Annotated in this window: 19 protein-coding genes; 16 read left to right on the forward strand and 3 right to left on the reverse strand. The window is 75.4% G+C overall.

The window, feature by feature from the left end:
• The first annotated feature begins 217 nt into the window (after positions 1-217).
• Together ACWEO5_RS18705 and ACWEO5_RS18710 are read left to right on the forward strand one after the other, a co-directional pair.
• Complete coding sequence (locus ACWEO5_RS18705; RefSeq protein ID WP_452163395.1) at positions 218-724, forward strand: FBP domain-containing protein; 507 nt, start codon at positions 218-220, stop codon at positions 722-724.
• Complete coding sequence (locus ACWEO5_RS18710; protein ID WP_452163396.1) at positions 721-2,145, forward strand: DHA2 family efflux MFS transporter permease subunit; 1,425 nt, start codon at positions 721-723, stop codon at positions 2,143-2,145. The genes ACWEO5_RS18705 and ACWEO5_RS18710 overlap by 4 nt, the downstream gene beginning before the upstream one ends.
• A 108-nt stretch (positions 2,146-2,253) precedes the next feature.
• Here the strand turns inward: ACWEO5_RS18710 and ACWEO5_RS18715 are convergent, their stop codons facing one another.
• The gene (locus ACWEO5_RS18715) at positions 2,254-2,823 is read right to left on the reverse strand and encodes a TetR/AcrR family transcriptional regulator (protein WP_452163397.1); all 570 of its coding nucleotides are present in this window, start codon (positions 2,821-2,823) and stop codon (positions 2,254-2,256) included.
• Positions 2,824-3,038: 215 nt separating this feature from the next.
• On the opposite strand from ACWEO5_RS18715, the gene dacB reads away from it, so the two are divergent.
• The 4 genes from dacB (at position 3,039) to ACWEO5_RS18735 (ending at position 8,355) form a co-directional block, all read left to right on the forward strand.
• Positions 3,039-4,652, forward strand: coding sequence for a D-alanyl-D-alanine carboxypeptidase/D-alanyl-D-alanine endopeptidase (gene dacB, locus ACWEO5_RS18720; RefSeq protein WP_452163398.1), 1,614 nt, complete (start codon positions 3,039-3,041; stop codon positions 4,650-4,652).
• Between the two features lie 147 nt (positions 4,653-4,799).
• Complete coding sequence (locus ACWEO5_RS18725) at positions 4,800-5,417, forward strand: TetR/AcrR family transcriptional regulator (protein ID WP_452163399.1); 618 nt, start codon at positions 4,800-4,802, stop codon at positions 5,415-5,417.
• Positions 5,418-5,527: 110 nt separating this feature from the next.
• The gene (locus ACWEO5_RS18730) at positions 5,528-6,892 is read left to right on the forward strand and encodes an MFS transporter (protein WP_452163400.1); all 1,365 of its coding nucleotides are present in this window, start codon (positions 5,528-5,530) and stop codon (positions 6,890-6,892) included.
• The gene (locus tag ACWEO5_RS18735) at positions 6,889-8,355 is read left to right on the forward strand and encodes a pyridoxal phosphate-dependent decarboxylase family protein (protein WP_452163401.1); all 1,467 of its coding nucleotides are present in this window, start codon (positions 6,889-6,891) and stop codon (positions 8,353-8,355) included. The genes ACWEO5_RS18730 and ACWEO5_RS18735 overlap by 4 nt, the downstream gene beginning before the upstream one ends.
• A gap of 171 nt (positions 8,356-8,526) precedes the next feature.
• Here the strand turns inward: ACWEO5_RS18735 and ACWEO5_RS18740 are convergent, their stop codons facing one another.
• The gene (locus ACWEO5_RS18740; protein WP_452163402.1) at positions 8,527-9,186 is read right to left on the reverse strand and encodes a TetR/AcrR family transcriptional regulator C-terminal domain-containing protein; all 660 of its coding nucleotides are present in this window, start codon (positions 9,184-9,186) and stop codon (positions 8,527-8,529) included.
• A 126-nt stretch (positions 9,187-9,312) separates the two neighbouring features.
• On the opposite strand from ACWEO5_RS18740, the gene ACWEO5_RS18745 reads away from it, so the two are divergent.
• The 6 genes from ACWEO5_RS18745 to ACWEO5_RS18770 all read left to right on the forward strand — a co-directional run bounded on the left by ACWEO5_RS18745 (position 9,313) and on the right by ACWEO5_RS18770 (position 15,728).
• Positions 9,313-10,920, forward strand: a complete 1,608-nt coding sequence (locus ACWEO5_RS18745) for an MFS transporter (protein WP_452163404.1) — start codon at positions 9,313-9,315, stop codon at positions 10,918-10,920.
• Between the two features lie 242 nt (positions 10,921-11,162).
• Positions 11,163-11,501 carry a WXG100 family type VII secretion target gene (locus ACWEO5_RS18750; RefSeq protein WP_452163406.1) on the forward strand — a complete coding sequence of 113 codons (339 nt, stop codon included), beginning with the start codon at positions 11,163-11,165 and terminating at the stop codon, positions 11,499-11,501.
• 2 nt (positions 11,502-11,503) lie between these two features.
• A complete protein-coding gene (locus tag ACWEO5_RS18755; RefSeq protein WP_452163407.1) occupies positions 11,504-13,267 on the forward strand; it encodes an alpha/beta hydrolase in 1,764 nt (587 codons plus the stop codon).
• A complete protein-coding gene (locus ACWEO5_RS18760; protein ID WP_344554458.1) occupies positions 13,264-13,761 on the forward strand; it encodes a hypothetical protein in 498 nt (165 codons plus the stop codon). Before ACWEO5_RS18755 ends, ACWEO5_RS18760 begins: the two co-directional genes overlap by 4 nt.
• Before the next feature lie 112 nt (positions 13,762-13,873).
• Positions 13,874-14,455, forward strand: a complete 582-nt coding sequence (locus ACWEO5_RS18765; RefSeq protein ID WP_452163408.1) for a hypothetical protein — start codon at positions 13,874-13,876, stop codon at positions 14,453-14,455.
• A 358-nt stretch (positions 14,456-14,813) separates the two neighbouring features.
• Complete coding sequence (locus ACWEO5_RS18770) at positions 14,814-15,728, forward strand: ABC transporter substrate-binding protein (RefSeq protein ID WP_452163409.1); 915 nt, start codon at positions 14,814-14,816, stop codon at positions 15,726-15,728.
• Between the two features lie 89 nt (positions 15,729-15,817).
• Here ACWEO5_RS18770 and ACWEO5_RS18775 read toward each other — a convergent pair whose 3' ends face one another.
• A complete protein-coding gene (locus ACWEO5_RS18775) occupies positions 15,818-17,089 on the reverse strand; it encodes a PP2C family protein-serine/threonine phosphatase (RefSeq protein WP_452163410.1) in 1,272 nt (423 codons plus the stop codon).
• A 293-nt stretch (positions 17,090-17,382) separates the two neighbouring features.
• On the opposite strand from ACWEO5_RS18775, the gene ACWEO5_RS18780 reads away from it, so the two are divergent.
• The 4 genes from ACWEO5_RS18780 to ACWEO5_RS18795 all read left to right on the forward strand — a co-directional run bounded on the left by ACWEO5_RS18780 (position 17,383) and on the right by ACWEO5_RS18795 (position 20,825).
• Positions 17,383-17,742, forward strand: a complete 360-nt coding sequence (locus ACWEO5_RS18780; RefSeq protein WP_452163411.1) for an arsenate reductase family protein — start codon at positions 17,383-17,385, stop codon at positions 17,740-17,742.
• Positions 17,743-17,917: 175 nt separating this feature from the next.
• Entirely contained in the window at positions 17,918-18,892 is a 975-nt protein-coding gene (locus tag ACWEO5_RS18785) for a DUF1152 domain-containing protein (RefSeq protein WP_452163412.1), read from the forward strand.
• A 79-nt stretch (positions 18,893-18,971) separates the two neighbouring features.
• Positions 18,972-19,952 carry a DUF1152 domain-containing protein gene (locus ACWEO5_RS18790; RefSeq protein WP_452163413.1) on the forward strand — a complete coding sequence of 327 codons (981 nt, stop codon included), beginning with the start codon at positions 18,972-18,974 and terminating at the stop codon, positions 19,950-19,952.
• A gap of 126 nt (positions 19,953-20,078) precedes the next feature.
• Positions 20,079-20,825, forward strand: a complete 747-nt coding sequence (locus tag ACWEO5_RS18795; protein WP_452163414.1) for an SDR family oxidoreductase — start codon at positions 20,079-20,081, stop codon at positions 20,823-20,825.
• Positions 20,826-20,838 lie beyond the last annotated feature (13 nt).

Raw genomic sequence — 20,838 nt, forward strand, 5'->3', positions numbered from 1 at the left:
CGCCCGAGAGATCTACCAGGTCCTGACCACACCCAGCACCACACCAATCACCGCCGAGCAGCTCACCACCGCTGCTTGACATCCATAAGAGCATCCCCGGGGCCGGGGCGGGTGACCGGCTTGGCCGGGGCGGGTGACCGGCTTGGCCGAGCCGGTCACCTAGGCTATCTTGGCTCAAGCCTAGGACTCCTAGGATTGAGCGGAGACGGGAGGGACCATGAAGGAGTTGACCGAACCGGCGATCCGGGCATCGTTCGTCAACTGCACCAAGGGCGAGGCGGGGCGGCTCGCGCTGCCCCGGCGGCTGTCCGAACTGCCGTGGGAGGAACTGGACTTCCTCGGCTGGCGGGACCCGGGCGCGCCCGACCGGGGGTACCTGGTGGCCGAGCACGGCGGACGGCTGGTCGGGGTGGCGCTGCGGCGGGCGCAGCGGGCCGGGGCGGGGGCCCGGCAGGGGGCGATGTGCTCGATCTGCCTGACGGTGCACGCGGCGTCCGGGGTGGCGCTGCTGACGGCGCGGAAGGCGGGGCGGGGCTCCGGCGAGGAGTACGCCTCGGCGGGCGAGTACTTCTGCGGCGACCTGGCGTGCTCGCTGTACGTGCGGGGCCGCAAGCGGGCCTCGACCGGCGGGGCGCGGATGCGGGAGAGCCTGGGCGCCGCGGAGAAGGTCGCCCGGACCAGGGCGAACCTGGCGGCGTTCCTGACCCGGGTGCTGGGGCCGTGAGCGGGGCGGCGACGCGGACCGCCGGGGCGGGCGCGGAGGAGGCGACCCGGCCGCCGGGGCTGGACGGGCCGCTGGTGCGGGCCGCGCTGGTGCTCGCGCTGGGGGCGTTCGTCGCGCTGCTGGACACCACCGTGGTGGGCGTGGCGCTGCACGGGTTGGGCCTGCGCTTCGGGGCCGGTCCGGCCGCGGTGCAGTGGGTGGCGACGGCGTACCTGCTGGCGATGTCGGCGGTGATCCCGGCGACCGACTGGGCGGCGCGGCGGTTCGGGGCGGCGGCCTGCTGGACGGGCTCGCTGGCGGTGTTCCTGGCCGGGTCGGTGCTGTGCGGCGCGGCCTGGTCGCTGGGGTCGCTGGTGGCGTTCCGGGCGGTGCAGGGGCTCGGGGCGGGCATGCTGTTCCCGCTGATGCGGATCCTGGTGGTGCAGGTGGCCGGGCCGCAGCGGATGGGCCGGACGATGTCGCTGATCGCGGTGCCGGTCCTGCTCGCGCCGGTCGCCGGGCCGGTGCTCGGCGGGGCGGTGCTGCAGGGCCTGTCCTGGCGCTGGGTGTTCCTGCTGAACGTGCCGGTCTGCCTGCTGGTCGTGGTGCTCTCGCCGCTGCTGCTGCCGAACGTCCGGGGCCCGCGGCCGGAGCGGCTGGACGCGGTCGGGCTGGTCACGGTGGGCGCCGGGCTGGCGGCCGGGGTGCTCGGCCTCGGCCGGCTGGGCGCGGACGGGCCGGTGGCCGGGGCGCTGCTGCCGCTACTGGCCGCGGCGGCGCTGCTGATCTGGCACGGGGTGCGGGCGCGGCGGCGGCCGGCCGGGGCGGTGATCGACTTCGGGCTGTTCCGGGACCGCGCCTTCTCGGCCTCCACCGCGGTCGGCCTGCTCAACAGCCTCGGCCTGTACGGGGCGGTGGTCCTGGTGCCGCTGTTCTTCCAACGGGCGGGCGGCTACGACCCGTTGGCGGCCGGGACGATCATGGTCGCGCAGGGCGCGGGCGCGGGTGTCGCGGTGCTGCTGGTCGGCCGGGTGGTCGACGCCCGGAGCAACCCGCGGGCCCTGGTGCTGGCCGGGCTGGCGCTGGTGGCGGCCGCGCTGCTGGCGTTCGCGACGGCCGGGCGGGCCGAGCCGGGGCCGCTGCTGCTCGGGGCGCTGTTCGTCCAGGGCGTCGGGCTGGCGCTGGCCGCCGCGCCGGTGATGGTGACGCTCTACCACTCGCTGCCGCCGGCGGCGGTGGCCGCCGCGACCACCGCGAACGCGGTGTCGCAGCAGTTGGGGGCGGCGATCGGCACCACCGTGGTCGGGCTGCTGGTGCGGCACGCGGCGGTCGGGGCGGCGGGTGAGGGGGCGTTCCGCGCGGCGTTCTGGGGGGCGCTGGGGTTCGTGGTGCTGACGGCCGTGCCGGCGGCGTTCCTGCCGGCGGGGCGGAAGGAGGGGTGAGGGAGCGGGGCCCCGGGGGGTGAGAAGCACCCGGCCCCGACCTTCGATGGGCTCCGGCCGCCGGCAGCACGGACCCGCCGTTCCCCGGGCCCCTGATCGCGCCCCCGGTCAGGCGGGCCAGGTGTCGAGGAGGTGGTGGAGGCCGGTGACGATGCGCTGCCAGGAGTCGGCGGCCGTGCGGGGGTGGTTGAACCCGCCGGCCGCCTCGATGCTGATGAAGCCGTGGAAGGTGCTGCGCAGCAGGCGGGCGGCGTCGGTGCGGGCGGGTTCTTCCAGGCGGTAGTGGCGCAGCACCGCGTAGGTGAGTTCGATGCTCCGGGCGAGGACCTCGGTGTCGGCGAAGTCGGCCGGGTCGAGCGGGAGTTGGGTGGCGGCGTAGCGGCCGGGGTGGGTCAGGGCGTAGTCGCGGTAGGCGTCGGCGAAGGCGGCGAGGGCCTGGGCGCCGGAGCGGCCGGCGATGGCGGCGGCGAGGGTCTGGTTCATCTCGTCGGAGGCCAGCAGGGCGACCCGGGTCCGGATCTCCCGCAGGTTCTTGACGTGCGAGTAGAAGCTGGCGTCCTTGACGCCGAACTGCCGGGCCAGGGCGGAGACGGTGACCTTCTCGATGCCGACCCGGTCGGCGAGTTCGGCGGCGGCGCGGGTGATGCGGTCGACCGTCAGCCCTGCGTGCGCTGCCATGTTCCTCGTCCCGTGGGTGGCCCTCCGTGCGGATTGCGAGTTTATCGGGGCGGGAGTGCGACTTTTCGCGGCGGTGGCGCGTGGATGAGGGAGCCGGACGCACCGAGGGGGCCGGCCGGAAGATCGGCTGATACCCCGTCAAATGGTAATGTCCATGGCAAAACGGGGGCGTGACCGACGCGTGCCCCGGTCCGTTCCCGCACCCTGGAGCACCCTTGCCCGGACGCACGTCCCGCCACCGCATGTTCCGCCGCAGCCTGCCGTTCGCGGCCGCGGCCCTGGCCACCTCCCTGCTCGCCGGCTCGGCCCAGGCCGACGACCCGGCCCCGGCCGACGCCACCCTGACCGCCGACCTCGACGCCCTGCTGGCGGACGCCCGGCTGGCCAACGCCCAGACCGGCATCGAGGTGCTGGACGCCGGCACCGGCCAGGTGGTGTACGCCCGGCAGCCGCAGGCGCTGCTCACCCCGGCGTCCACCCTCAAGACGGTGACCTCGGCCGCGGCGCTGGACCTGCTCGGGGCGGACTACCGGTTCACCACCGAGGTGCGCACCTCCGGCAAGCGGTACGGCGGCACGGTGGTCGGCGACCTGGTGCTGCGCGGCGGCGGCGACCCGACCCTGCTGGCCACCGACCTCGACGACCTGGCCGCGCGGGTCGCCGCGTCCGGGATCACCAGCGTCACCGGCCGGGTGCTGGCCGACGGCACCCGGTACGACGCGACGCCGCTCGGGCCGGGCTGGGCCTGGGACGACGAGGCGTACTCGTACAGCCCGCAGATATCCGGGCTCACCGTCGCCAACGACCCCGAGTACCTGATGGACACCGTGCAGGTGACGATCGCGCCGGGCGCGGCCGGGGAGGCCGCGAAGGTCACCCTGAACCCGGCCGAGGCGCCGATGACGTTCTCCGGGAAGGTCGCCACCGGGGCGGCCGGCAGCGCGACCACCGCCGACGCCGAACGGCGGCGCGGCAACAACGAGTTGCTGCTGTCGGGGAGCATCGCGGCGGGGTCCGCGCCGGTCACCGCGTGGGCGACGGTCGAGGACCCGTCGGTGTACGCGGGCAAGGTGTTCGCGGGCGCGCTGGCCCGGCACGGCGTGAGCGTGCAGCGGGGCGTGCAGGCCGCGGGCGGGGCCGAGGACTCGCAGCCGCTGGCCTCGCACCAGTCGCAGACGCTGGCGCAGTTGATCGTCCCGATGCTCAAGATCAGCAACAACGGCATGGCCGAGCACCTGACCAAGGAGATCGGCAAGGTCAAGGGCGGCCGCGGTGACTGGGCCACCGGCGTCGCCCAGGTGCAGGGCTTCCTGAAGGCCAACGGCCTGGGCACCCCCGCCGGGCGGCAGGTCGACGGGTCCGGCCTGTCCCGCTACGACCTGATCACCCCCGCCAAGATGGCCGGCCTGCTCGAACTCGCCCAGGGCAAGCCCTGGTTCGGCGCCTGGTACAACGCGCTGCCGGTGGCCGGCAACCCGGACCGGATGGTCGGCGGCACGCTGGCCGCCCGGATGCGCGGCACCAAGGCCGAGAACAACGTGCACGCCAAGAGCGGTTCGATGGGCGGCGTCGACAACCTGGTCGGCTACGCCACCGCCCCGGACGGCCGCCGGCTGGTCTTCGCCGTGCTGATCAACGACTACGCGGGCACCAGCCCCCGCCCGGTGCTGGACGCGATCGCCGTCCGCCTGGCCACCGGCCCCGCCGCCACCACCGCCGGCACCGCCCAGCAGCGGGCCAAGTCGCTGACCGCCCCCGCCGCGGGCGCCCCCGAGGACGCCTACACCGGCACCCGCTGGGAGGACTGCGAAGCCGTCTCGCACTGCTGACCCCCGCTCCCGTCCGGCCCCGCTCCCACCACGGGCCCCGTCGCACCGCGCCGGGGCCCGTCGGCGTTTGCGAACGCTGCGGATTTAATGGAGCCGTCATCAATCAAACGGTTGATTGATGCAGGTGGCGCGCGTACGCTCCCCGCCATGACCGAGCCACCACCCCCGTCCCCCGCCCCGAGCCAGGCCGAGCTGAGCCGGGAGCGGATCGTCGCGGCCGCCACCGAACTGTTCGCCGAGCACGGCTACGACGGCACCACCACCCGGACCATCGCGGCTGCCGCCGGGCTGAACGTCGCCACCGTGGCGTACCACGTGGGCGGGAAGGCGGACCTGTACCGGGAGGTGATGCGGCGCGCGCACGAGGCCGAACTGGCGGCGGTGGGAGGGGCGTTGCGGGACTTCGGGGCGCGGGCGGCCGCGGACCCGGCGGGGGCGGCCGTCGCCTTCGCCGACCGGTACCTGGACTTCTGCCTGGAGCGGCCGGACGTCCCCGCGCTGTGGATGCGCCGCTGGCTGGCGGACGCCGCCGAGTTCGCCGGGCTGGAGGAGGAGTACACCCGGCCGCTGCTGGAGTCGGTGCGCGACGCGCTGGCCGCCGCACTGCCCGAAGTGCCGCCGGAGCGGGCCGAGTTGGCGGTGTGGACGGTGCTGTGGACGGTGCACGGCTTCTGCCGGTCGATGATCCGCGGCCAGGTGCCGCGGTTCCGGGAGCACCTGCACGGCCTGGTGCTGCGCGAGCTGGGCCTCGGGGGCGAGCGGTGAGCGGCGGCGGCAGAGGCGGCGGCATAGGCGGCGACACCGACGGCATAGGCGGCGGCACCGGCAGCACGGACGGTACGGACGGTACGGGCGGTACGGGCAGCACGGGCAGCATGGGCCGGCGGCAGCTCGCCGGGTACGCGCTCGGCTCGGTCGGGACGGGCATCCACTCGACCGTCCCCGGCCTGCTGCTGCTGTACTTCATGACCGACGCGCTGGGCGTGCCCGCCGGGGTCGCGGGCCTGGTCGTGGCGCTGCCCAAGGCGTGGGACGCGCTGTTCAACCCGACCGTGGGCGCCGCCAGCGACCGGGAGGCGCTGCGCACCGGCCGCCGCACCCGGATCCTGCTGGCCGGGGCGCTGGCCCTGCCGGTGGCCTTCGCCGCGATGTTCCTCTCCCCGCTGACCGGCTCCGGCGCGGCCGCCTGGGTCGCGGTCACCTTCGTGCTGGCCTCCAGCGCCTTCGCGCTGTTCCAGGTCCCGTACGTGGCGCTGCCCGCCGAGATGTCGGACCGGCCCGGGGAGCGCACCCGGATCATGGTGTGGCGGATCGTCTGCCTGACCGTCGGCATCCTGGTCGCGGGCGGGCTGGCCCCGGCCGTGGTGTCGCTGGCCGGGGACGGGCGGCGCGGGTACGCGGTGATGGGCGCCGTGGTCGCCGTCCTGCTGCTGGCGACACTGCTGGTGCCCGCGCTGGGCTCGCGCCGGGTGCCCGCCCGGCCCGGTCCGGAGCCGCTCGGGCTGCGGGCGGCGCTGCGCACCGCGCGCGGCAACCGGGCGTTCTTCGCGCTGCTGGGCGCGTTCGTGCTGCAGGCCGCCGCGGTGGCGATCATGCTGGCGGCCGCCCCGTACACCGCCACCTACTGGCTGGGCGGCTACGGCCTGACCTCGGTGCTGTTCGTCTGCCTGGTCGCGCCGAGCGCCGTCGCCGTCCCGCTGTGGGGCCGGGCCGCCGCCCGGTGGGGGCGGCTGCGCTGCCTGGGCGCGGCGACCGTGCTGTTCGTGCTGGCCTCGGCCGCGCTGTGGCCCGCCGCCGGGACGGGGGCGGCGCGGGTCGCCGCCACGCTGGTGCTGTGCGCGCTGCTGGGCGTGGCGTACGCGGCGCTGCAGGTGCTGCCGCTGTCGCTGCTGCCGGACACCGTGCACGCGGACGCGGCCCGTACCGGGCGGCTGCAGTCCGGGGCGTTCACCGGGCTGTGGACGGCGGGCGAGACCGCCGGACTGGCCGCCGGGCCCGGGCTGTTCTCGCTGGCGCTGGCCGCCGCCGGGTTCGCCTCCTCCACCACCGACCACCCCGTCGCGCAGACCGCCACCGCCCGGGCGGGCGTCCTGCTCGGATTCAGCCTCGTCCCGGCCCTGCTGATGCTGGCCTCGCTGCCCGCGCTGCGCGCGTACGGGCGCCGCCGGGCCGCCACCCCCGCCGTTCGGGCCGCCACCCCCGCCGTTGTCGTCGACTCACCCGCTGGAGAAATCTCATGACGGACCGCCAGACCGGTCTCCCGGACGCCGGCCGCCCCGCCGAGGACCTGCTCGCCGAACTGCGCGCCCTCACCGCCGCCGACCTGCCCACCCGCGGCGGGCGCACCACCGCCTACACCTACGACGCCGGGCGGCCCGAGGTGCGGGCCGCCGCCGAGGGCGCCTACCTGGCCATGCTGGAGGTCAACGGCCTCGACCCGACGGCCTTCCCGAGCATCGTCGCGCTGGAGCGCCAGGTGGTCGGCGCGGTCGCCGCCCGGCTCGGCGGGGACGAGCGCACCCCCGGCATCTTCACCAGCGGCGGCACCGAGTCGATCCTGCTCGCGGTGAAGGCCGCCCGGGACGCCCGGCCCGAGGTCGCCGAGCCCGAGATCGTGGTGCCCGCGACGGCGCACGCCGCGTTCTTCAAGGCCGGGACGTACCTGAAGGTCAAGGTCGTCGCGGTGCCGGTCGACCCGGAGACCTTCCGGGCCGTCCCGGCGGCGATGGCCGCGGCCTGCACCGAGCGGACCGTCCTGGTGGTCGCCTCCGCGCCCTCGTACGCGCACGGCGTGGTCGACCCGGTCGCGGCGATCGCCGCGGCCGCCGCCGAGCGCGGCCTGCCCTGCCACGTGGACGCCTGCGTGGGCGGCTGGCTGCTGCCCTGGCTCGCCGAGGCCGGGGCCGAGGTCCCGCCGTTCGACCTGTCGGTGCCCGGCGTCACCTCGCTCTCCTGCGACCTGCACAAGTTCGGGTACGCGCCCAAGGGGGCGTCCGTGCTGCTCTTCCGCGACCAGCCGATGCGGCTCGCCGCGTACTTCGCCTGCGCCCAGTGGCCCGGCTACCCGGTGGTCAACTCCACCGTCCAGAGCAGCAAGGGCGCCGGCCCGCTGGCCGGTGCCTGGGCCACCCTGCAGGCCCTCGGGGCCGACGGTTACCGGGAGTTGGGGCGCGCGGCGCTCGACGCCACCCGGCGGCTGGTCGCGGGCGTCGGGGCCGTCGACGGCCTGCGGGTGCTCGGCACGCCGGACGCGACGCTGGTCGCCATCGGCACCGAGGGCGACGACCCCGTCGACCTGTGGGAGCTCGCCGACGAGTCCCGCGCCCGCGGCTTCTTCCTCCAGCCCCAGCTGAGCGTCGACGGCCTGCCCGCCAGCCTGCACGTCACGCTCACCGGCGTCAGCGGGCACGGCGTGGACGCGCTGCTCGACGCCCTGCGCGAGAGCGTCGCCGCGGTCCGCGCCCGCGGGCCGGTCGCCCCGCCCACCGAGATCCTCGCCCTGCTCGACGGGCTCGACTTCACCACCCTGGACGACGCGACCTTCGCCGCCCTCCTGCCCGCCACCGGCCTCGACCTCTCCCCCGAGGCCGCCACCCGGATGGCCGGCGTCAACCGCCTGCTGAACGCGCTGCCCCCGCACCTGCGCGACCAGTTGGCGACGCGGTTCCTGTCGGCGCTGTACTCCCCCTACCTGGACGCGTGACCAGGGGCCGGCCGAGAACGGCGGGGCCGTGCCGCTGCGTGTCCTTGGACAGAACCGGAAGCCGATGCGCGCTCCGGCAGTGCACCGTCAGCAGACCGGGCCTCGCCGTTCCCCGAGCCCCTGTATGCACGCTTGTATGCACGCTCTGCCGAGCCCCTGTACGTGCGCGCCCTACTTGAGCAGGGCCGCGAGTCCGTCCGCGATGCGCTGGAGGCCGAATTCGAAGCGGGTGTCCATGTCGGGGTCGGTGAGGTGCTCGGCGAGGGCGACCAGGTTGGGGTGGGTCTCGGCGGGGAGGGCGCGGAAGGTCTCGCCGGCGGCGCGGGAGACCTGGCCGCGGCTCGCGCCGGCCGCTTCGGCGGCGGAGAGCGGGGACTGCTCCTGCAGGACGAAGCCCTGGACGTAGGCGGAGAGCAGGTAGGAGGCCATCGCGGCGTCGGCGTCGGCGAAGCCGGCCCCGCGCAGGCGGTCGAGTTGGTCCTCCAGGACGGCGAGGACGCGGGGGCCGGTGGTGAGGCGTCCGGCGACGACCTTGGCGGCGTCGCGCTTGGCCAGCAGCAGGGCGCGGTAGCGGCGCCCGTACTCCAGGTACTGCTCGCGCCAGTCGCCGGTGCGGAGCGGGATCTCGGCGTCGGCGATGATCGCGTCGCCGAGCAGGTCGAGGAGTTCCTCCTTGTTGCGGACGTGCCAGTAGAGCGAGGGGGCCTGCACGCCGACCTCGGTGGCGACCTTGCGCATGGAGAGCCCGGCGAGTCCTTCGCGTTCGAGGACGGCCAGGGCGGCGGCGGCGATGTGCTCGCGGGTGAGGGTGCGCGAGGGGGGCTGGGCCACGGGTGCTCCTCGGGGCGGCGGACTCGGTTTCGCGCTTGCAATCTAACACCGTTAGGGCGATGCTGGGTGCGCAATCGCGCCCCCTAACACCGTTAGGGGACTGCTCGGCACGCCCGGAGGGAAGCAATGGACGGCACCAGGAGCGCCCGGTACAAGTGGCGGGCGCTCGCCACGCTCTGCGTCACGATGTTCATGGCGATGCTGGACAACGTCATCGTCAACCTCGCCCTCCCCCGGATCGGCCGGGACCTGGACGCGGGCATCAGCGGCCTGCAGTGGGTCGCCGAGGGCTACAGCCTGCTGTACGCGGCGCTGCTGCTGACCGGCGGCACGCTCGGCGACCGGTACGGCCGCACCCGGGTGTACCGGATCGGGCTGGCGCTGTTCACCCTGGGCTCGGCCGCGGCCGCGCTGGCCGGCGGGACGGGGGCGCTGGTCGCGGCCCGGATGCTGCAGGGGGTGGGCGCGGCGCTGCTGACGCCGGGCAGCCTGGCGATCCTGCGGCACGTGTTCACGGACGAGAAGGAGCGGGCCCGGGCGATCGGCCTGTGGTCGGGCGTCTCGGCGCTGGGCCTGTCGGTGGGGCCGGTGCTCGGCGGCCCGCTGGTGGACGCGTTCGGCTGGGCCAGCGTGTTCTGGATCAACGTCCCGATCGGGATGCTCGCCCTGGTGCTGACCTACCGCGTCCTGCCGGTGGTCGCGCCGCGCGAGCGGCGGGTGGACCTGCCGGGCCTGCTGCTGTCCGCGGGCGGCCTGGGCGCGCTGGTGTACGGGCTGGTCGAGGGCCCGGGCCGGGGCTGGACGGACGCCCGGGTGCTGGCCTGCGGGGCGGTCGCGGCCGTCCTGCTGGCGCTCTTCGCGCTGGTCGAACTGCGGGTCGCGGAACCGATGCTGGAGCTGCGGATGTTCGGCGACCGGGTGCTCGCGGGGGCGATGCTGAGCGGGCTGATGGTGAGCTTCGGCATGTTCGGCGCCCTGTTCTTCCTGCCGCTGATGCTGCAGGGCGTGATGCACTGGGCGCCGACCGACGCCGGGTACGCGGGGCTGCCGATGAGCGGCGTGATCGTCCTCGCGGCCCCGCTGTCGGGCCGGCTGACCGGCCGGCACGGCCCGCGCACGCCGCTGGTGCTGGGCATCGCGCTGTGCGCGGCGGGCCTCGGCGGGCTGTCGCTGTACTCGGGGCAGGCGCACTACTGGTCGTACGCGTGGACGCTGGTGCTGCTCGGCTTCGGCATGGGCCTGACCTTCACCCCGGTGTCGATCGCGGTGCTGCACCGGGTCGCCCCGGAGCGCACCGGGACGGCCTCCGCCACCATCAACACGCTGCGCGAACTCGGCGGCGTCCTGGGCATCGCGGTCCTCGGCGCCGTACTGACCGGACGGCTGACGAGCGCACTGGCCGACTCCCTGCACCGGCAGGGCCTGTCGGCCGACGGCGTGCCGCACGCGGTCTCCGCCCTCACCGGCCACGCCGCCCCGGCCGCCGCCCCCGCCCCGGCGCCCGTCCTGGCCGCCGTCGACACCGCGTTCGTCGACGCCCTGCACCTCGCCCTGCGCTGCGGCTCCGCGACCCTCGCCGCCACCGCCGTCCTGGTCGCCCTGCTCCTGCGCAGTGGCCCCGCCAAGGGCTCGGGGAACGGCGGGTCCGAGCTGCTGACGGCCGGATCCCCTCGGAGGTCCGTGCTGCTGCGCGCAGGGACAGGAACCGGAAGCGGCGGCGCGCAACGGCAGTGAACCTCCCGCAGCCACGACCCCGCCGTTCCCCGAGCCCCTGAACGCACATCCTGGTGCCGGATCGGGTGACGCGGGCGGCGGGAGCGGCGTTCGCCCGATCCGGTGGCGGAACGGCCGGCGAAGGGCGGGCGACGGGGCGGTCCCGGGGGTGCGGATGTGGTGAACCGGAGCGGGCGCGGGCTGCGCATTCGCTAGCATGGCCCGCTCAAGTGGTCGGACCGACACCGGTGTTGGGGGATGGCGTGCTGAGCGTGGGGCCGGACGGCGGCGGGGGCGGCGGAGGTGGCGGCGGGTTCCGGGTGGAGCCGGACGAACTGGACGGGGCGGCGCAGACCGCGGGCAGCGTCGCCGAGCAGGTGCCGGGCGGGACTTCGCGGGTGCTGGGCGCCTCCGACGAGGCCGAGGCCGGGCTGCGCGGCTGGAGCACCGGCGGCGAACTGGACGCCTGCACCGACCAGTGGAAGCGGCTGCTGGACGAACTCTCCGCCGAGATGGACCGGCAGGGCGACAACCTGCGGCGCACCGCGGCGAACTACCGGCGCGCCGAGCAGGACGCGGCCGCCGGGCTGACGGGGCGGTGAGCATGGACGTCCCCACCCTCCGCGACGCGGACCCGGACCGGCTGTTCACCGCCGCCGACGCGTACGCCTCGCTGGCCGCCGAGTTCTCCGGCCACGCGGACACCTGGCGCGGCGGCGTCGACGGCCGGGTGAGCGCCTCCGGCTGGACCGGCACCGCGGCCGACGGGGCCCGGCAGTCGCTGGCCCGGACCACCGGCAAGCTCACCGCCGCCCACCTGGAACTGGCCCGGATCGCCCCCGTGCTGCGGGAGGGCGCCGAGGCGTTCCTGCTGGCCCGCTCCAAGCTGCGGGCCGCGCTCGCCGACGCCGCCGCGCACGGCTTCACGGTGGCCGACGACGGCGGGGTCTCCTGGCCGCCGCCCACCGCCGCCGAACGCCACGACCCCGACGCGCCGGACCGCTCCCGGCAGGGCACCGAACTGCGCGACCGGATCGCCGACGCCCTCACCGAGGCCGCGCACGCCGACCAGGTCACCGCGCGGCGCCTGCGCCAGTACACCGAGGACGCCCGCACCGGCGCCGGGCTGGACCCGGCCACCGCCGCGATGCGGCTGAACAGCGCCGTGCTCGGCGCGGTCGTCCCGTTCGGCGGCCCCGAGGACCTGGTGCACGCCGGGATGCCCGGCCAGGACGCCCCGCCCACCGAGGTGAACGCCTGGTGGAAGGCGCTCCCGCCGGAGGAGCAGCAGCGCCTGCTCCGGGCGTACCCGGCCGAGCTCGGCAACCGCGACGGCATCCCGACGCCCGCCCGCGACCAGGCCAACCGGATCAACCTGGACCGGATGGTCGCCGACCTCTCCTCCCGCCAGGACCTCTCCGAGTGGGACGCGAAGAAGCTGGAGGGCTTCCGGGCGATCCAGGGCCGGCTGCGCGAGGAGCAGGGCAAGCAGCCCCCGGTCTACCTGATGGTGATCGGCGACCAGGGCCAGGGCCGGGCCGCCCTCTCGTACGGCGACCCGGACACCGCCGACGACGTGGTGGCGTACGTGCCCGGGCTGAACACCGAGGTCAAGAACATGGGCGGCGGCGACGCCAACCGGGCCCGCGACCTGTGGCAGACCGCGCACGACCTCGACCCGAGCCGCTCCACCGCCTCGATCGCCTGGCTGGGCTACGACACCCCGCAGGTCAAGGGCCTCAGCTCCGACATGTTCGCGGTGGCCGGCGACGAGCGCGCCAAGCAGGGCGGCGAGGCGTACCAGGGCTTCCTGCAGGGCCTGCGCGCCTCGCACGAGGGCGAGCCCGCGCACCTGACCGCGCTCGGGCACTCGTACGGCTCGTTCACCGTCGGCCAGGCCGCGCAGCGCCCCGGCGGCATCCCCGCGGACGACATCGTCCTGGTCGGCTCTCCCGGCACCGGCGCGCAGCGGGCTTCGCAACTGGGCGTCGGCGCGGACCACGTGTGGGTCGGCGCGGCCGAGCACGACCCGGTCTCGCACCTGCCCAGCCACGACGAGGCCAAGGGCATCGGCATCGGCGCGGGCATCGGCGGGCTGCTGGCCGGGCCGCTGGGCGCGGCGGCCGGCGGGTTCATCGGCGACAAGATCGCCGGGCACGACGACCCGCACGAGCTGTGGTTCGGCCAGGACCCGGCCAGCAGCGGGTTCGGGGCGCACCGCTTCGACGTCGCGGACGGGCCGCTGGGCTTCGACTCGCACTCCGACTACTGGAACCAGGGCGACGGCCGGGACGGGCACTCGCTGCGCAACATGGGCTTGATCGTCTCCGGCCACGGCGACCGGGTGTCCGGACAGGAGTACCGATGAACGACGACCTGGCGCCCGAGCTGCTGGCGGCCCGGTCCGCGGTGGACGAACTGCTGGACTCCGCCCCCGCCGCGCTCACCCCCGCCGTGCACTGGGCGGACGGCCCCTACGTCGCGGTCGCGCACGAGCACGCCTTCACCCGGGAGCCGGACGGCACCGCGCACCTGGAGAAGCGGCGCTACCTGCTGACCCGGGTGGCCGAACGCCGCTACCCCGAGCTGCTCGCCCAGCTCGGGCGGGCCTGGCGGGAGCGCGGCTGGACGGTGGAGGGCGAGGACGACCCGGTGCTCCCCGTGCTGCGGGCCAAGTCCCCGCTCGGGACGGCCGAGTTCCGGATCGGCTTCGCGGGCAACGGGACGCTGCTGGCCCGGGTGGACGGGCTGGCCGCCCCCGGCGTCTCGTACCCGTTCGGCGGCGCCAGCACGGTGCCGATCGGCCCGGACGGGTCGATGGACACCATGCCCAGGCGGCAGGACCCGTTCTGGTCGGTCTAGGGTCGGTCGGGGAACGTTCCGGGGACGGAACGCGGCAGGCCGTTCCACGAACGGGACGGAAGGACCGTTCCGGGAACGGAACGGGTCAGGCGGGGAGGGGAGAGGGAGTCGGATGAGGCTGCGGACAGCGGGTGCCGTCGCGGGGCTGGTGCTGGTGCTGGGCACGGCGGGCTGCGGCTCGTCCGGGGGCGGGGACGGCGACGCCCGGAGCGGCCGCCGGCTGGTCGCGCTGGACACCGCCCGGAGCCGGCTGCAGGAACTGGTGGACGGCACCACGGGGGCGCTCACCCCCGCCGTCCGGTACGCCGACGACGCGTTCCGGTCCGTCCCGCACGAGAACGCCGCCCGCGACGCCGACGGCACCGCGCAGCTGACCCTGCGCCGCTACGTGCTCACCAAGGTGGCCGACGCCAACCGGCCCCGGCTGCTGGAGCAGGTCCGGGCGTACTGGCGGGGCCTCGGCTACACCCTGCACGACACCGACGCCCCCGACCTGGCCTCCGCCTCCGCCCCCGACGGCACCGGGGTGAGCGTCAGCGTCGGCGTCCCCGGCAACGTCACGGTGGTCGCCGACGCCTGGGTGAAGGACCCGGGCAGCAGCGCCCCGTTCGGCCCCGCCCCCAGCCCGCTGCCGACCGCCCGGGACGGCGGGCCGGACACCATGCCGACCTTCGAGGACCCCGCCTGGTCCTGATCCCGCCGCACCCGCCGCACCTGCCGCACCCACCACCCCCGGCGCACCCTCGCACCCTCGCACCCGGTGCGACCTGGCAATTCGGCCTCGCCGCAGGGGACATAACGCGCCGTCAGGACAGAACGGGGCCGATCCGGGCTGATCGGACGTCAGGGCGATTCTGACGGACAGTAGTTGGCGGGTGGCATTGGGGTGTCGTGACCATGCTGGCTATAGTCGGAACGATCTAGCCGGAACGGCGGCCGGCCGAGGGGTCTTCCTCGGTATCGCCATGCCGCGTTCCGCCGTCATGCCGCCGTGCCGTCCGTCGTCCCTGGGCTTGTCGCGTTCCGCGTCGACCACGGGGAGATGACGGGCCATGGTTCAGTTGACCGGGCGGGGGCGCAACGCGCTCGCCGCCGTCGTAGGCGGGGCGCTCCTGGTGAGCGGGTGCGGCATCGTCGGGACCGGGAACGCCCCGGACCGGCAGGTGGACCTGCACTCGATGCTGCCGGAACGGGTGCGCAGGACGGGGGTGCTGACGGTCGGCGCCTCGTTCACGGCCGCGCCGGTGGTGTACCGCAACGACCGCAACGAGCCGGACGGGCTCGACCCGCACCTGGCGGAGAAACTGGGCGCGCTGCTGGGCGTCAGACTGGAGTTCCAGGACGTCGGGCAGTTCGCGAACGTGCTGCCGGGCCTGCTGGACCGGAAGTACGACATCGCGATGTCCGGGATCACCGACACCCGGGAGCGCGAGCAGGGGCTCGACAAGAGCGGCCTGCAGGCCAACCCGGGCGTGGACTTCGTCGACTACTTCATGGCGGGCATCGGCATCGCCGTCGACAAGGGCAACCCGAAGGGCATCACCGACGTCGAGAAGCTGTGCGGGCACACCGTCACGGTCAAGAAGGGCACCACCCACGACGACCTGGTGACCCTGCAGAAGGGGTCCTGCGACCGCGAGGGGCACCCGCTGACGATCCTGGAGACCGACAGCGACACCGCCGCCGTCGAGAACCTCAAGGGCCAGGCGGACGCGTTCGTCACCGACTACCCGAAGGCCGTCTACGCCGCGCAGACGGTCGGCAACGGCTCCCTCTTCGACATCGGCGGCCCGCAGTTGCAGCCCCGGCCGTTCGGCATCGCGCTGCGCAAGGAGGACCAGCAGCTGCGCGACGCGCTGATGCGGGCGATGAACCGGCTGATCACCAACGGCACCTACGACCAGGTGCTGAGCGACCACCAGTTGACGGTCGGCGCGATCCAGAACTCGGTCACCAACGGCGCGTAGGGCGCCCGGAGCGCCGCGGGCCCGTGCGGGGGCCCGCGCGGGGGCCCGCCGGGCGGGGCGGCGCCCCGGGGAAGCCCGGGCGGCGCGCCTCAGGCGGTGCTGAAGGCCAGCACCGCCACGTCGTCGGTCAGCGCGCCGGCGTGGCGGCGGACGTCGTGGTCGAGGAAGGCGACGACCGCGTCCGGGCCGGTGGCGGGCAGCGTGCCGAGGCGGGCCGCGAGCGGGTAGAACGCGCCGGTGCGGTCGCGGGCCTCGGTGAGGCCGTCGGTGTGCAGCAGCAGGGTGCGGCCGGGCGGCAGCGGGACGGTGGCGGGCGGTTCGGCGGGGCCGGCCGCCAGGTGGCCCAGGCCCAGCGGGAGGTCCTCGGGGCAGGTCACGGTGCCGACGCTGCCGGGGGCGAGCAGCAGCGGGGCCAGGTGGCCCCGGTTGACCAGGTCGATCCGGTCCTCGCCGGGGCGGTGCTGGAGCAGCACGGCGGTGACGAAGAGTTCGCGGTCGCCGTCCTGCTCGGCGGTGCGGCGGACGTGCCGGTCGAGCTTGTCGGCGAGTTCGCCGAGCCCGGCGGTCTCGTGGGCGGCGACCCGGAACGCGCCGATCACGTCGGCGACGGTGCGCACGGCGTCCAGCCCCTTGCCGCGGACGTCGCCGAGCAGGATCCGGGTGCCGTACTCCGTCTCGCACACCTCGTACAGGTCGCCGCCGATGCCGACGTCCGCCTCCGCGGGGTGGTAGAGCCCGGCGGTGCGCAGGCCCCCGGCGCGGGCGGGGACGGGGCGCAGCACGGTGTGCTGGAGGGTGTCGGCGACGGTCCGCATCCGGACCAGGTCGCGGGCCTGGCGGCGGCGCTGCGCGGCGAGTCCGGCGCCCATCGCGCCGGCCAGCACGGTGGCCAGGTACGTCCACATGTGGTGCTGCTCGGTCAGGTGGCCGGCCCGCAGCGCGAGCAGCGCCTGCAGGGCGACGGTGACGGCGGTGGAGCCGACGACCAGGGCGGGTCCGCTGCTGAACGCGACCACCACCGGGATCACGGTGAGCAGGAAGCCCGCCGCGATCGAACTGGGGACGGACCGCTCCATGACCAGGTCGGCGAGCAGCAGCAGGACGGGCAGCAGCCGCACCCAGGTCGGGGTGCGCAGCGCCGCCGCCATCGCGGCCTCCCAGCGGGCCCCGGCCTCCCGGGCCGTCCCGGGCACGGGTTCGCCCCGGCGCCCGGGCTGTCCCCGGCGCTCGGGCTCGTTGCGGCGCTCGGGCTCGTCCCGGTGCTCGGGCCCGTTGCGGTACCCGGGCTCACTCCGACGGTCGGACTCGCTCCGGTGCCGGGCGTTCCGGTGCCGGGCGGCGGGGGCGGGCGGCGCGGTCATGCTGGCCTCCTCGACGGCCGGTGCGGATGCGGCTCTCCCCCCATGGTCGCGTGCGGTCCGGGCCGGTCACCGCTCGCGAAGGTCCTGACGGTTCGGGACCTTCGGCCCGTTCCGGCCGGACGGGGGGACGTGCCGTGAGCCGCGTCACCGTCCGGACGGGCCGGGGAGCACCGGGGGGTGCGGTGGCCACGCAGGACCGGCCGGTCGCGGCGGACCGGCCGGTCGCGGCGGACCGGCCGGGTTCCCGCGTCGCGGCCGGGGCGGGCGGCGGGCGCTGGGTACGCTGGGCGGCCATGGAGATCTGGATCAACCCCCGGTGCGGCAAGTGCCGCACCGCCCTGGGCGCGCTCGACGGGGCCGGCGTGCAGTACACCGTCCGCCGCTACCTGGAGGACCCGCCCAGCGCCGCCGAGCTCACGGCGGTCCTGGAGCGGCTGGGCCTCGAACCGTGGGACGTGGCCCGGCTGGACGAGGACGCGGCCAAGGAGCTGGGCCTGCGCTCCTGGGGCCGCGACGAGGCCGACCGGGCCCGCTGGGTGGAGGCGATGTCCGCGCACCCGAAGCTGATCCAGCGCCCGATCATCACCGCGGACGACGGCTACACCGTCATCGGCCGCACCCCGGACGCGCTGGACGACGTCCTCTCGCACTGACCCGCCGCCCCGGACCCCGCCCCGGCCCGGCCCGCCCGCCCGCCCCCTCCGGCCTACCGGGGCGGCCTACCGGGGCGGCCAGCCGATCGCGTCGAGTCCCTCGAACCTGCCGGGAACTCCGCCCACCGCCACGGACAGCCGCGGGGCCGGGCCGGCCTCCTGGTACCTTCCGCTGATGACGAGTCTGCTGCAACCCCCGCTGCTCACCCGGCTGCTGGCCGCGGAGCGGATCCTGATCGCCGGCGCCGGTGGCGGGTTCGACGTGTACGCGGGGCTGCCGATCGCGCTCGCGCTGCGGGCGGCCGGGCGCGAAGTGCACTTCGCGAACTCCTCGTTCAGCAGTCTGCACGGCCTCGGACTGGACGTCTGGGCGGCGCCCGAGCTGGCCCGGATCACCCCGGACGTGCGGTCCGCCGACCGGTACTTCCCCGAACGGTCGCTGGCCCGCTGGCTGCGGGCGCACCGGGACGAGGTCCGACTGCCGGACACCGTCTGGGCGTTCCCGCCGACCGGGGTGCAGCCGCTGCGGGCCGCCTACCGGGCGCTGGTCGACCTGCTGGACATCGACGCGATCCTGCTGGTCGACGGCGGCACCGACATCCTGCTGCGCGGCGACGAGGCCGGACTCGGCACCCCCGAGGAGGACATGGCCTCGCTCGCCGCCGTCGCCGGGATGCCGGAGGTGCCGCACCGGCTGGTGGCCGCGATCGGCTTCGGCATCGACGCCTACCACGGTGTCAACCACAGCCTGGTGCTGGAGAACCTGGCCGCGCTGCAGCGCGACGGCGGCTACCTCGGCGCCTTCTCGATCCCCGCCGACTCCCCCGAGGCCGCGCACTACCTGGACGCCGTCGCGCACGCCCGGGACGAGTGCCCCGAACACCCCAGCATCGTGCACGGCTCGATCGCCGCCGCGCTGCGCGGTGAGTTCGGCGACGTCCGCTTCACCGAACGCACCGGCGACAGCACCCTGTTCGTCAACCCGCTGATGACGCTGTACTTCGGTACCACGGTCGAGGCGCTGGCCGCCCGGAACCTCTACCTGGACCGCCTGGAGCACACCGTGCTGATCGGGCAGATCGCCTCCGCCGTCGGACGCTTCCAGGACTCCCTCCCCCACCAGCGCCCGCCCCGGGCCTTCCCGCACTGACCGCCCCCGGCCGCCGTCCGGCCGGGGTGCCGAAAACCACTGCCGTCCGGCCGGGCCCCGCTGCTAGCCTCCGCCCCCGATGACCACTGACGGATTTCTCCAACCACCGCTGCTCGCCCGCCTGTTGGCCGCCGAACGGATCCTGGTCGCCGGCGCGGGCGGCGGCCACGACGTGTACGCGGGGCTGCCGATCGCGCTCGCGCTGCGGGCCGCCGGGCGCGAAGTGCACCTGGCGAACCTGGCGTTCACCCACCACTACGGCCTGGACGGCGGTGCTTGGGTCGGGCCGCAGCTGGCCCGGATCACGCCCGACACCCGGTCCGCCGAGCCCAAGTTCCCCGAACGCGCGCTGGCCCGCTGGCTGCGAGCGCACCGGGACGAGGCCCGACTGCCGGACACCGTATGGGCGTTCGCCTCCTCGGGGGTGAAGCCGCTGCGGGCCGCGTACCGGGCGCTGGTGCGGCGGCTCGGGATCGACGCGATCCTGCTGGTCGACGGCGGCACCGACATCCTGCTGCGCGGCGACGAGGCCGGACTCGGCACCCCCGAGGAGGACATGGCCTCGCTCGCCGCCGTCGCCGGGATGCGGAACGTACCGCACCGGCTGGTGGCCTGCCTGGGCTTCGGCGTCGACGCGCACCACGGCGTCAGCCACAGCCTGGTGCTGGAGAACCTGGCCGCGCTGCAGCGCGACGGCGGCTACCTCGGCGCCTTCTCGATCCCCGCCGGCTCCCCCGAGGCCGCCCTCCACCTGGACGCCGTCGCGCACGCCCGGGACGAGTGCCCCGAGCGCGCCAGCATCGTCCAGGGTTCGGTCGCGGCGGCGCTGCGCGGTGAGTTCGGCGACGTCCGCTTCACCGAGCACACCGGCGACAGCACCCTGTTCGTCAACCCGCTGATGACGCTGTACTTCGGCACCACGGTCGAGGCACTGGCCGCCCGGAACCTCTACCTGGACCGCCTGGAGGGGACCACCACGACCCGGGAGATCGCCTCGGTGATCGCCGACTTCCGCGAGGAGCTGCCCCGGCTCCGCCCGGCCCGGGCCTTCCCGCACTGACCGCTGCCCACCGCGTTTCATTGATAACAGAAACTCCGTAGCGTCGAAACGATTTGGTGTTATCGTTGACAACAGCAGAGCGAGATCAACGATAAGCGGCTTCGCCGAGACGAAAGAGGTTCCGCCATGTCCAGCACCGAAGCAGCACCCCGGGTCGCCCTGGTCACCGGCGGCTCCGGCGGCATCGGCCGGGCCGTGGTCCGGCAGCTCGCCCGCGCCGGGCACCCCGTCGCCGTCCACTACTCCGGCAACCGGGCCAAGGCCGAAGCCCTGGTCGCGGAGGTCACCGGGGCCGGCGGCCGGGCCCTGGCGGTCGGCGGCGACGTCGCGGACGAGCAGGAGATGGCCGCCGCGTTCGACCTGGTCGAGGCCGAGTTCGGCGGGCTGGACGTGGTCGTCCACACCGCGGGCGTGATGCGGCTGGCCCCGGTCGCCGAACTCGACCTCGCCGACTTCGACGAGGTGCAGCGGGTCAACGTCCGCGGCACCTTCGTGGTCGCCCAGCAGGCCGCCCGCCGACTGCGCCGGGGCGGGGCGCTGATCAACTTCTCCACCTCGGTGGTCGGGCTCCAGTTCCCGAGCTACGGGGCGTACGCGGCCAGCAAGGGCGCCGTCGAGGCCCTGACCCTGGTGCTGGCCCGCGAGCTGCGCGGCCGGGACGTCACGGTCAACACGATCGCCCCCGGCCCCACCGCCACCTCGATGTTCCTGGACGGCAAGGACCAGGAGACCGTCGACCGGCTCGCCGCCCAGCCCCCGCTGGAGCGCCTGGGCACCCCCGAGGACATCGCCGAGCTGGCCGCCTTCCTGGCCGGCCCGGCCGGCCGCTGGGTCAACGGCCAGAACATCCGCAGCAACGGCGGCATCGTCTGACCTAGCCCCACCC

The organism is Kitasatospora sp. NPDC004272 (assembly GCF_053603035.1).